The organism is Mesorhizobium sp. M0571 (assembly GCF_040320985.1).
Lineage (GTDB): Bacteria > Pseudomonadota > Alphaproteobacteria > Rhizobiales > Rhizobiaceae > Mesorhizobium.
This window is the reverse complement of the sequence record NZ_JAMYQT010000086.1, coordinates 1-12174: the sequence shown is the minus strand read 5'-3', so window position 1 is coordinate 12174 and position 12174 is coordinate 1. Positions and strand designations below refer to the sequence as shown.

The 12174-nt window shown below is 60.8% G+C and carries 9 protein-coding genes and 2 pseudogenes; 7 read left to right on the top strand and 4 right to left on the bottom strand.

All coding sequences use genetic code 11. From position 1 onward, the window contains the following. Positions 1–301: hypothetical protein (locus NKI85_RS36070; RefSeq protein WP_352780606.1), on the top strand; the 301-nt coding region annotated here is incomplete at its 5' end. Between the two features lie 1294 nt (positions 302–1595). On the opposite strand, the pseudogene NKI85_RS36065 reads toward NKI85_RS36070, so the two are convergent. Continuing rightward, positions 1596–1733 (bottom strand): annotated as a pseudogene (locus NKI85_RS36065) (IS1595 family transposase); the annotation flags it as partial. Positions 1734–2095: 362 nt separating this feature from the next. Next, positions 2096–2449 (bottom strand): hypothetical protein, encoded by a 354-nt coding sequence (locus tag NKI85_RS36060; protein WP_352780605.1) that lies wholly within the window; start codon positions 2447–2449, stop codon positions 2096–2098. Positions 2450–3332: 883 nt separating this feature from the next. Between NKI85_RS36060 and NKI85_RS36055 the strand changes: the two genes are divergently transcribed. The 6 genes from NKI85_RS36055 to NKI85_RS36030 all read left to right on the top strand — a co-directional run bounded on the left by NKI85_RS36055 (position 3333) and on the right by NKI85_RS36030 (position 9901). Then, positions 3333–3971 (top strand): hypothetical protein, encoded by a 639-nt coding sequence (locus tag NKI85_RS36055; protein ID WP_352780604.1) that lies wholly within the window; start codon positions 3333–3335, stop codon positions 3969–3971. An 85-nt stretch (positions 3972–4056) separates the two neighbouring features. Then, positions 4057–5217, top strand: a complete 1161-nt coding sequence (locus NKI85_RS36050; protein ID WP_352780602.1) for a patatin-like phospholipase family protein — start codon at positions 4057–4059, stop codon at positions 5215–5217. A gap of 210 nt (positions 5218–5427) precedes the next feature. Continuing rightward, complete coding sequence (locus tag NKI85_RS36045; protein ID WP_352780600.1) at positions 5428–7488, top strand: gluzincin family metallopeptidase; 2061 nt, start codon at positions 5428–5430, stop codon at positions 7486–7488. A gap of 3 nt (positions 7489–7491) precedes the next feature. Further along, on the top strand, positions 7492–9003 hold the full coding sequence (locus NKI85_RS36040) for a ComEC/Rec2 family competence protein (protein WP_352780598.1): 1512 nt from the start codon (positions 7492–7494) through the stop codon (positions 9001–9003). Positions 9004–9156: 153 nt separating this feature from the next. Beyond that, positions 9157–9267 carry a ribbon-helix-helix domain-containing protein gene (locus NKI85_RS36035; RefSeq protein ID WP_352780596.1) on the top strand — a complete coding sequence of 37 codons (111 nt, stop codon included), beginning with the start codon at positions 9157–9159 and terminating at the stop codon, positions 9265–9267. Between the two features lie 22 nt (positions 9268–9289). Next, positions 9290–9901: a TetR/AcrR family transcriptional regulator gene (locus NKI85_RS36030; RefSeq protein WP_352780594.1), complete on the top strand. Its 612-nt coding sequence runs from the start codon at positions 9290–9292 to the stop codon at positions 9899–9901. Positions 9902–10067: 166 nt separating this feature from the next. Here NKI85_RS36030 and NKI85_RS36025 read toward each other — a convergent pair whose 3' ends face one another. Then, on the bottom strand, positions 10068–10808 hold the full coding sequence (locus tag NKI85_RS36025) for an SDR family NAD(P)-dependent oxidoreductase (protein ID WP_352780592.1): 741 nt from the start codon (positions 10806–10808) through the stop codon (positions 10068–10070). A 482-nt stretch (positions 10809–11290) separates the two neighbouring features. Then, positions 11291–12076 (bottom strand): annotated as a pseudogene (locus NKI85_RS36020) (DUF5996 family protein); the annotation flags it as partial. Between the last annotated feature and the right edge of the window lie 98 nt (positions 12077–12174).

The window sequence follows — 12174 nt, the reverse complement described above, 5'->3', positions numbered from 1 at the left end:
AGGCTCCGCCAACGGCTCCGCCGAGTGGCCCACCAACTTGGCCGAGCAGGTCACCGAACCACCCTTGTGGCGCGAACTGCGGTGCCGCATTGAAGGGCAGGAAGCGCTGCCCGAGTTGACCCGCCATGCCGCCGATCTGCTGGCCGAGGCCCTGGTTGCCAAAGGCTCCGCCAACGGCTCCGCCGAGTGGCCCACCAACTTGGCCGAGCAGGTCACCGAACCACCCTTGTGGCGCGAACTGCGGTGCCGCATTGAAGGGCAGGAACTGCGGTGCCGCATTGAAGGGCAGGAAGCCTCCTAGGATGCCGCCCGCCGTATTGCCGATGGTAGTTCCAAGCTGCCGATTACCGAGCCAATCGCCTATTGCGCCCCCCGCAGCGCCACCTCCCAAACTTCCTAGGATGCCACCGAGGAACGCTTGTGGCGCGAATTGTGGAACAGCACCAATGGGTGAGTAGCCATAATAATAGCCGTTCATTGCTTCCTCCATTGCTTCTTTTAATTACGAAGTTGCAGAGAATATGCAAAGGTTGTGCAACAAGTCCCCTGGCGCAGGAACACTGCGTCAGTTGAGTGTATCAGTTGATCTGTATCAGTTGGGCGTCCTGCACCAGTTGCATTTGGCTGCAGCAAACTTTCTCTAGAAAGCAGCTACGCGAGGCAGGTTTTGAACTGTAACCCCAAATGCTCGATTGTGCAATCGAAAACTTTCAATTTGTCAGGCTTCCAGCTTTCACGTGCAGTGGACTCGCTCCGCTCTAGCTTCGCGCCTTCAAGTTCGCCGCGAGCATTGTGCCCTCAATGTTAGAGTTGGCTCCGACCAGTCGCCGAAATACCGCCAGCCGATTGATCGGCCCCCACCGGGTGGTCCGGGTGGAAAGGTGGTTCAAGGGTGGTCTTTCCGCTATCGAGCTTGACTGGCGAAACCGTTCCGCGAGCGCAGCCAAGCGGCGAAGGCAGACATGACCGCTTTCGGTGCTGGGCTTATAGCCGAGCGAGCCCTGAGGCCGGATGGCGTTGTAGTGTCTGCGCAGAAGCTATCACGCCAACGCGCACAGGCTCGGCGTGTCGCTGTTCAACGCCAAGCTGATTTTTGCGTTACGCGCCATCGAGCATCCGCCCTTCAAAATAGTCAAGAGAGCCTATCGCTGGCGAAGCGCTATGGCATCAACCAGAAAACGAAGCTCGCAAAATGAGCGGGCTTTTTCAATGGGCCGAGCGAATGTCAGTTCAACGTGGCAGAGCCGGCGCTGGCGTTTTCCTGCGGTTGCTCAAGCATCTTTAGACAACTGTTGATCGCATCGCGAAGTGCCGTAGCGGCCACCGGGCTGCATCGCAGGCGACCAGTCGGTTGGAACTCAATAATCGTGTTTTCGGGCCCGGGCGAGATTGTACGGGCAACCAGTTCAATGTGTACCACTCCGGCCAACACTCCCTAGGTTGGTGCTCCATCAAAATAGATGAAGGGAGCCGTGTCGGTGTTTCGGAATGCTGGTGGAGGGTGGACTCGGTTGTGTCGTCCAAAATGATTCCTTTCGTTAAAGACGGAAGCCTGTTTCGTTTTTCGTTTGCTTAGGAGTCGTTTCGCTTTTTGCTCAAGCGTAACGGGCTTCGCCAATTCGCCGATAGGTAAGGCGCTTGCCAACCATGCCCTTGATGGCTCGTTCGGCGCGCTCGGCATCTGTGACGCCAAGGCCGACGCGGTAGTTGTAACGAAAATCGAACTCGGCAAGTTACCGGTGCTTCGCTCGTAATGATAGCCATTGATGCCGCGCTTAAGGATCAAAAAAGTTCTCCGCAGTGTGATGTGCATGAAGCCGCAAGGGTATCTAATCCGCGCCTTGGCAGCGAATACATCCTCACGCTTCGGCAGCCTGTTGCGCGCCTATGCTGTCATACGGTTCGTTCCGGACTACGACTATCGATAGGCCCGCCGCGCCAGTTGCCGCTGGCGAGAAAGCGTGGTCGCCCCAAGCTCCCGGTGCCAGCGGTACGGGATGATATCACCATCGGCACGTCTGAATTAGGCATCGCGGCGCGTAGTGCGGTCGCGTAGGCGGCTCGTAACGCTTCCTCAATAGCCACATCGGTGGCTTCATAGATGGGGATGCGCGCGAAGCGGCGGTTCGTCGAACCAGAAGACAGGCCCGAGCGGCTTCAAGCGGGCGAGGAGCCGGGCGTCAGCGCTCTGCCATCGATTGCCGTCGCTGAACACCATCACGACCGCATAGGCGGCGTCCTCGGCGACCCGCTCGACCTCGTTGGCGAGATCGGTTCGATGCGGGATCGATGATATTTCCGATGCGGTGTGCAACGTTCCGGAGAACAGCTTGTGGATGACCTCGAAACCGCGACTTGGCAGGCCTTGCGCGAGTTCCGCAGAAGTAGAGCTCCAGATCCGGGCGCCGCGGAGGCGGCGGGCCGCCGATGAGCCCAACCCTGAAAGCATACCTTACGCGGTCCGGGGACGGTTCAATCCGCGGCGGTCGGTCTACACTGCCGTCATTCGTGCGTCGGCGCGTAGCGAGGCGGATCAGCATCATGACCAGGCCAAGCAGTCCCGCCCCCGCGAATGCGGCAAACAGCCAGGCGGAGTGCGGCGCGCTTTCCGAGCCCGGAACGTCGCCACCGGAAATCTCCGGCCGCCCCATGCCAAGAGAAGCCTAAGAGCGATTGCCGCGAATGGAACGAAGGCCAGGAGCACCCGAGCCAACCAATCGCTCGGCCAGTAACGTTCCCAGGGTTTGCCCGGCTTGATCTCGCCCTCGGGGGGCATGTGCCCACCTGTTTTGTCGCCTCTCCGGGTCTTGTCGATACTCGCGTCTTGGGTTTGGATGGGCGTGTTTTGGCAGTTCGTCTTTCTTCAGCGGACAAGCGCTTGAAGCGGAAAAACCGGATCGTTTTCGAAGATCCTGTCGAAGCGGCATCGAAGACCGTTCGATCGACAGGGCCTGCTATTAGAGTGTTCGCAAGTATACTGCGAAGACGGTCGCGTTTCCAACTCGGCTCCTGCGCCAGGATGAAAAGAGCCTGCTCGTACTCGCTCGCGGGCCAACGCGAAGACCCGCCAGTCGGAGTCGCGTCACGAAAAGCGCGATCAGCCAGTTTTCTTGCTCGCCCTGAACGATCATGGCACAATCCCAAAGCTACCGCGCGCCGTCCACAAACTCTCAAGGCGAAAAAGGGAGCGATACTGCGTAGACGTATCGGAAATGTACGACCTGAAGCCGGGCGTTCAAAGCTATTCAATCACGCTTGAATAGATGGCATGTGACTTGGCCTCTAGGAGGGCTATCAATATGACGACCGCCAAGCAGGAGGCTATGATATGGATGAACGACAAGTTCGGAGTGGACATCGACGCCGCTGTCGCTGCCACGCCGATAAGCAAGAAACTTTTGATCGCCATGGGGATCCAGGAGACCTTCTACATCTGGGCCAAGATGTACAAGAACGCGACAGCGAAACAGGTCCTTGAACTCTGCGTTGGCGACACCATCGACTTCCCTAGGCGCGCGACTTGGCCGAAGAGCCGGGCGGAACTTGAGGCGCATCCAAAGGGTGCTGCGATGTTCAAGGCTGTAAGAACTGCCTTAGAAAAAATCGCTGCAGTCAATTCCGGCTACAAGACTGTACTCAAGAACCCGAACAAGTTCTGCCACGGGTTCGGGATGTTCCAGTATGACATCCAGTTCTTCAGGTCCGTCGACCCGGACTATTTTCTCATTGGCGATTGGAAGACGTGGAACAGAACCCTCAGCAAGGGCATCACCGAGCTAAAGGACCAGATGGCGGGGTTGTACGGGGCAGGTAAAGCAAGTCTCACGCACGATGAAAGCGTTTATCTCGCCATTGCCTACAACCAGGGTGCCAAGCGCACGAAGAACCATATTGCGACCAAGAAATTCAAGCAGGGTCACAAGGACGGCAACGGCGTGTTCTACGGCGAACACACAGACGCAACCTCTTAGGGACATGAGGAATCTATTCTAGCAGCCGCCGACGGCCCATGGCCATTGGCCTCCGGACAAAATCGAGTGATGTGGGAAAGCCGCCATGCCGACCAATACACTCCTTGCCGACGACGAACCAGCAGCGCCGGAGAAAGGTATCGCGCTTGCGCTCTCGGGCGGCGGATATCGGGCCATGGTCTTTCACCTCGGGGCCTTGATCCGCCTCAATGAAGCGGGGCTGCTGAAACGACTTTCGCGCATATCCAGCGTATCGGGCGGTTCGATTACCGCCGCCGTGCTCGGGCTGAAATGGCGAGAACTCTCTTTCGGCGTCGATGGAGTGGCCACTAATCTCGACATCGTCGTCGACGCTGTGCGCAAGATGGCAGCCACCTCGGTCGATGCCGGTGCCATCATTGGCGGCATCCTTCTGCCCGGCACGATCGGCGAAAGGGTCGCTGCGGCCTACGACAAAATTCTGTTCGGCGGCGCGACATTGCAAGACTTGCCGGACGATCGCACGGGGAAAGGGCCACGATTCATCCTCAACGCTACCAACGTCCAGAGCGCCGCGCTGTGGCGGTTCGCCCGCGAATACATGGGCGACTATCGGGTCGGCTTGGTTAGGGCACCGACGGTGCCGTTAGCCTTGGCGGTCGCGGCATCGTCGGCATTTCCGCCGGTTCTGTCGCCGCTGCCACTGAAGATCGCGCAAGCATTCGACGACGTCAAAGGCGCCGACCTGACTGCGGCGACTTTTCGCCGCCAAGTGTTTCTCAGCGACGGCGGCGTCTACGACAATCTCGGCTTGGAGACCATCGAGAAACGCTACACGACACTTCTGGTCAGTGATGCCGGCCAGAAGATCCCGCCGGAGGCGTCACCGGCGACCGATTGGACGCGCCATTCGCTCCGTGTTCTCAACGTCATCGACAATCAGGTGCGCAGCCTGCGCCAACGTCGCCTGATCAACAGTTTCAATCGAAAGGACCATTCCGGCTGCTACTGGAGCGTCCGGGCGGATTTCGCCGACTATGACGCGCCGACCGATCCGCTCGGTTGCGCCGGTCGCGATCCGCGCCCGCTTGCGGCCATCCCGACCCGTCTGCAGGCCTTGCCCAATGCGCAGCAAGAGGACCTCCTCAACTGGGGGTACGCGATTTGCGACGCAGCGCTGCGGCGCCATTTCCGTGCCGATGCGCAGGCGCTTTATGGTGTCACGATTGTTGAGCCGAAAGGCTTTCCGATCGGGACCGGCTACTGATCGGCCTGCCAAAGGGTCGAAAACATTCGAGAGTTTAGTAGGAGGTCCGTTCAACTTCCGTGTCTAGAGTCAAAATTGACTTCGTGTCTTAACAACACTCTCTTGACTAGAGCGTTTCTGCAGTAGACTGTGGCAAAGGACAAAAATAGCTAAGTGGGGAGTCCGGTGGTAATTGCAACCGAGAAGTACCCTCAACCTAACGCGCGAAGATTGCGCATCTTTTCCTTCGATCCGGCGCTCGCCGCCCAATACGATCTTGTCGGTGTAAGCGGCGTGACAATCGAGGTGCCATGGGAGGCCGACCTCAAGCCTGGGCCGATCGGTGAATACATCGAAGTGATCGACGTCGATCCGGCAAGCGCCGCCGCTTACGAGCCCGTCGACCTCAACGCACCCGCCCTGCTGGCTACCGACGGCCTAGTGCCCTCGGAATCCGACCCGCGTTTCCATCAGCAGATGGTCTATGCGGTCGCGATGAAGACCATCGAACATTTCGAGCGCGCGCTCGGACGCAAGGCACTCTGGTCGTCGCACTCTCACAAAGACGCCGACGGCAAGATTTCCGAAAACTACGTGCCGCGGCTGCGTATCTACCCGCATGCGTTGCGCCAGCAAAATGCCTACTACAGCCCGCAGAAGAAGGCGCTGCTGTTCGGATATTTCCCCACAAAGACTAAGGACGGCAAGAACACCCCGGGCACCATGGTATTCACCTGCCTGTCGCACGACATCATCGCGCACGAGACCACACACGCGTTGCTCGACGGCGTGCATCCGCGCTTCAATGAGCCCGTGAACGAGGATGTGCTCGCCTTCCACGAGGCCTTTGCCGACATCGTGGCGCTGTTCCAGCATTTCTCCTATCCTGGCGTGTTGCGCGACCAGATCGCTCGCACCCGCGGCGACCTGGCACGCGAAAGCGTGCTCGGCCAGCTGGCGCGGCAATTCGCGCTTGCGTCGGGGCGCGGCGATGCGCTGCGTAGCTATCTCGGCCACAAGGACAAAGAGACCGGCGATTGGGTGGCCACGCCGCCTGATCCGAGTGTGCTCGAGGATACCATGGAACCGCACGATCGCGGCGCGGTCCTCGTCGCGGCTGTGTTCGGCGCCTTTACCAAAGTCTACCGCGCCCGTACTCGCGACCTGTTCCGGATCGCTTCGGAGGGGACCGGCGTACTGCGCGAGGGCGATATCCACCCAGATCTGGTCAACCGTTTGGCCGAGGAGGCGCAGCGCTGCGCCGAACGGGCACTGCAGATGTGCATCCGCGCTATCGACTATTGCCCGCCCGTCGGCATTACCTTCGGCGCCTACCTGCGGGCCGTCATGACCGCCGACTACGACATGAACCCGGTCGATCGGGAGAACTGGCGCCTCGCCTTCATCGAGAGTTTCCGCGAGTGGGGGATTTCGTCGCGAGGCATCCGCTCGATGGCCGAGGACAGCCTGCTTTGGCCGACCGAGCAGCAGGTGGTCGAAGAGCGGGTCAAGGTCGAGGCACGGTCCAAGGCTACCCCCGCCACCTATGGCGACGACATGAACAGCGCCACGGAACGCAGTCGCAAGGCCATGACCAGGTTGTTCCAGGAGCCGGCGCCGGCGCCTCCTGAGATCGATGAAGACTATTCCCGTCGGGCGGCGCGTGCCCCGACGCCGACTGCGCAGCCATCGACCCGGCCGGACAACGTTTTGACGCCGGTAGGCCTCTCGATGGGGCGTGCCGATACCTGGTTCGATGCTGATCGACAGGCGATCACGTTCCATTCCTGGCTCCTGGACGAGGATTTGGCCTGGCTCGCGGATACGCTCGGCCTCGTGGTCAACACCTACGGCCTGCCGACGACAATCTCGGCCAAGAAGAAGGATCCCAACCGCGCCAACATCGAGATCCACTCGGTACGAACCGCGATGAAGCGGGGGCCGTTGGGTTGGCCCGAGCAGCATATCGTCGTGGTAGTTACGCAGTGGCGCGCCGGCTTCTTCGACAAGGCCAAGCAGGCAGAGATGGACGCCCAGCCAGGGGCCTGGGACGCGCCGGGACGGGATTTCAAGTATCGCGCCGGCTGCACGCTTCTGATCGATCCCGAGGAGATGAAGATCCGCCGCGTGATCCGGACTCCGGGCACCGTCGCTGACAACGATGAGCTCGACCGCATGCGGCGCTATTTGCTCGATGGCCTCTCTCCGCCCAACGCCTTCGCTGGTATCGGCGACCGCTTCAGGGAGAGCGCCGAACCGTTCGCGTTCCTTCACTCCCATGCAGGAGCCTGAGCCATGGTCACCAAGCTGAAACCGCCCAAGGGGGGCGGGGTCGTCCGCATGTACCGGATCGGACACGGCGATTGTTTTCTCATCGCCTTTGCCGGCGAACAGCCGGAAAAGCCGGCCTATGTGCTGATCGATTGCGGCTACAAGCCTGGCTCGCCCGGTAAGCTGGCGTCGCCCACCAAGGTCAAGAAGATCGGCCAGGATATCATCGACGCCACTGGCGGCTTCATCGATGTCGCCATCATCACGCATGAGCACCAAGACCACGTCAACGGCCTAACCCCCACGAACTTTCCCGGTCTGAAGGTCGGCAAGGTGTGGTTCGCCTGGACCGAGAATCCGGACGACGACATCGCCAACCAGCTGCGCAAGAAGTTCAAGGACAGACTGCTCGGCTTGATCGACGCCCATGCCAGTATGCTCGGTGCCGGACTGGCTGACGATTATGTGGCCAACCTTCTCGAGGGCGAACTGGGCGAGAAGGCGAGCGAGTACAACGGCCTCAAACACCTTGGCGCCGCGGGCAAGGACCCGGCGATGTCAGCGAACAAGATCGCGATGAAGTTCCTGCGCGACTGTGCCTCGGGCGCTCCCGATTATCTCTATCCACACGAAAAACTGCGGCCGGTTCCTGGCGCCGCTAGCGCCCGGGCATTCGTTCTAGGCCCGCCCCGGGATATCGACAAGATCGACGATCTTGATCCGATCGGCGCCGAAAACTTTGGCGATGACGAAGGCGGCCACGGCATGGGCGTTGGCACCGGCGGAGCCGGAGACAGCAGCAAGAAGACGTCGCCCTTTCCACGCCGCCACGTGCTGTCGATGGAACGCGCGTTCGACGCCAGCACGGCCGACAACTTCTTTGCTACGCATTACGGCATCGATGGTGTCGGGCCAGACGACGCTCCGGACGGGAAGTCGATTCACGACAACGCCGACTGGCGCCGGCTGAAGGCCAATGAGGTGGCGGACGCTGGCGGCCTGGCGCTGGCGATGAGCAACGCCACCAACAATGCCAGCCTTGTTCTCGCCTTCGAATTGTCGAAGGACGGCAAGGTGTTGCTCTTCGTCGGCGACGCCCAGGCCGGCAACTGGCGATCCTGGTCGGAAGGGTTATTCAAGGACGGCGCCGCCGAGGTGACGGCGAAGGATCTACTCGGCCGTACCGTGCTCTACAAGGTCGGCCACCACGGCAGCCACAACGCAACACTCAACGGCAAGGCCAGTTCCAAGCAGGCCAGCCTTGCCTGGATGGCGCAGGGCCAGAATGCGGGGGAGTTCGTCGCAATGATCACCGCCGTCGAAGCCTGGGCGCACCAGAAGCCCAAGCCCGACTGGAACCATCCTTTGCCCGCGATCAAGACCGCATTGTTCGAGAAGGCCGGTGGGCGCGTGCTGCAGACTGATACGAGCCTGGCGCAGGCGGCACCGGTCGGCGCGGGAGCGGCCGGCTGGCAGTCGTTCCTCGGCCGGGTGACCGAGACACCTCTTTATTTTGACCTAACCGTCGAAGCTTGAAAGTGGCAAACGTCAATGGCCAGCTTCGGTCGTCCCAGCGGGAGAGCACAGGCTGTTTGAAAGCACTTTCTGCCAACTTCTGCTCAAGCCGAGGCCTCTCGGTTCGGGCATGATCCGTGACGACTTGATCCGTCTCTACGAACGTGGTGGCAGATGGCCGAAAGCAGGAAATGCACGATCGGCATGCTGGTCAACGAGATCGCCGAAAGTCAGCCCCAGACCGGTAACCTGACATCCGCGATCCGGGTGGCCTGCGGGGGTTGACCAATCTCATACCATCCCCTATATGATTGAGTACCTACTTACTCAATATCCGTTAGATGGAAATATGGCGCGTCCCCTCAGTGAAGAAAAGCGACAGGCACTGCTCGACGCAGCGGCCGAGTTCGTCGCCAGCCTTGGCACAGGCGCGTCCACGGCCAAGATCGCAAAGGCTGCCGGCGTTTCCGAGGGGACGCTGTTCACCTACTTTCCAACCAAGGACGATCTGCTCAACCAGCTCTTTCTCGAGATCGAGGCCGACTTGGTAGAGATGATGCTGGCCCCATATCCGGCGGACGCCTCCCCCAAAGACCGACTATTTGTGGTCTGGAACCGTCTGATTGACTGGGGACTGGCTCACGCCACAGCGCGCAAGGCCCTTCGCCAGCTGAAGGTGTCAGATCGCGTGACGGCGGAAAGCCGGAACCGGTGCCACGCCATGCAGCGGGATGCGCGGACGATGGTGGAGGAGTGTCTCGCCGGCCATGCCGCGCCTGACAGGATCGCCTTCTACATCGATACCATTCTCTTCGACTTGGCCGACATCAGCATCAACGCGGTCACAGCCAAACCTCAGGAAAGCGACGCCATCCGGCAGGCCGGGTTCGACCTGTTCTGGAAGGGGTCTGCCGCCTGAGTTTTAGCCCATAAATGAGCATGTAATTACTCATGATAGGATCGAAAATGTCTGACAGCAAGGGTTTCACCGAAGCCGACGTTTTCGGCACATGCAGTCCTCGACGACGCCGTGCCCGATACACCTTGCAGCAGGCGATTGGCCTGCTGGCGAACATCAAGTCGGCTCAGGCGATTGCGCCCCCGTCGGCGGTCAAGATGGCGCCCGTAATCACGCTCGCGGCGGGACTTGCCAGGAAGACCACAGCGTTCGCGACTTCGCGCGGCTCGCCGTAGCGTCCCAAAGACGTCAGGCTTCGCTGGAAATCGGCAGCCTCGCCATCCGCCGGATTTGAATCCGTATCGGTCGCCCCGGGCTGCACAAGATTCACGGTGATGCCGTTCGGGCCGAGTTCGCGCGAAAGACCGCGGGTGAAGGAGGTAAGTGCCGCCTTGGACATCGCATAAGCCGTTATGCCCGGGAACGGGACCCGCTCTCCCAGGGCCGAACCGATCGTGATGATGCGTCCCCCTTCGCTGAGATGCGGGATAACTGCTTTCGCAAACAGCACTGGCGCTCGCACGTTGACGTCCATCACGGCCTGATAGTCATTCACGTCGAGGTCGGCGATCGTTCCTGTGTGGCCGATAGCCGCGCTGTTGACGAGGATATCGAGTCCACCGAGCGCCGAGACGGCTTCGCTCACAGAGCGCATGATGGCCTCCGGGGCGGCGCTGTCGGCTTGGATGGCGACTGCGCGACGCCCTGTGCTCTCGATGGATTTGGCCACCGCTTCAGCTTCTTTGGCCGAGCGCTTGTACGTGAACGCGACGTCAGCACCGTTCTCTGCCAGCGCCAACGCGATCGCGGCTCCGATGCCCCGCGAAGCGCCAGTAACCAATGCACGCTTCCCATTCAGATCGATCATATGTTTGTCCTTTTCTACCATTGTTGGTTCAAGCGCCCAGGTGATTCGCGTGAGACACGGCAGGCGTTCAAAGGCCTGATCCACGAATTTAATGTTCGGGATCTGTCTCTTTCAGTGTGGAGAAATGCCAAGCTGTGTTGCGACGGGGGGAACGCTGGCCGACGGCTTCTCAAGCCGGACAGGGCGACCACCTTCCGGAGCTATGGTCGGTCCGATGCCCCCGACCCGTTCAGGCCGCGCCTTTGCGCGAACGGCAATGCCGGTTTCGGCTTACGCTTTCCTCGGTCGCGCCGTGCCACGCACGGCTGCTTCAGAGGATGGTGCCCTCGGTTCGATTGCGTCGGTGATCAAGGGCGACTTTCTTCATCATCGCGTTGATGCGCTTGGGGACCTTCGTGCTGGTCGCGGCCACCAACCTCACCAACGCCGAGCACAGTCGTCGTCGCCGTGGCGTTGGGTGTTCCGGCAGACAGCCACGCCCCCTATGACCGACGAAGCACGTCCTGCCATTCCGGATGGCGGCCGATCTGCGCCTTTGCAAACGGACAGAGCGGCATGATGGCGACCCCGTCGCGGCGGGCATCCTCGACCGCCTGTCTCACCAGTCGCTCACCAACCTTGTGGCCACGCAAGGCCGCCGGAACTTCGGTATGGTCGATGATGATGAACCCCTTACCGGCCCGGCTATAGGTCATCTCTGCTTCGACGCCATCGATGATCAGTCGATAACGCCCTTTCGATGCTCCATCCTCCCGCTCGACCTTTTCGTCGCCGGCTGAAGGCGCATCCTTCGCCAGCGCCGCGTCCGGGCGGCGGACCCGACGCGGCTGTCCATGCGCACATTCCAACAGATCGCGGTCCCAGCCGCCCAGCTCGGCGGCAGCCTCGTAGGTCGAGACGAGGAAAGCCATCAGGCTTTCGTCGGGATCGGTCGCCGACTGCACGGCATCGTAGGGGAGGATGAATTCAGACAGGCCGTCATGCCAGAACGCGGCATCGGGCCGGACCATTGCTGCCCGGTAACCGTTCGGCGCCGGATAGGCGTAGGCGTAGAAGGCAGGATAGTCGATGCCGCCGCCCGGCCAGAAGCCCGCTGACGAGACCTCGCGGTCATAAGCCTCCTGCGCCACGTCGTCCGGCAAGGCGGGGATACCGCCGGAGTGGAGCGGCGCGCGCCGTCCCGAAAAGCGGGTAATCGCCAGGTCGAAGCTGCCCCAGAACAGATGAACGGGACTGGATTTGCCGAGAAAGGAGGTGCGGAAACGGCGCTGTCACGTTATCTGAGGTTGGACGTGAAGGGACCGCTGACAGGGATATCAGGCGAGGGCTTGGGCCACAGCTTTCCATTCCGCCATAGCGTTGAGGC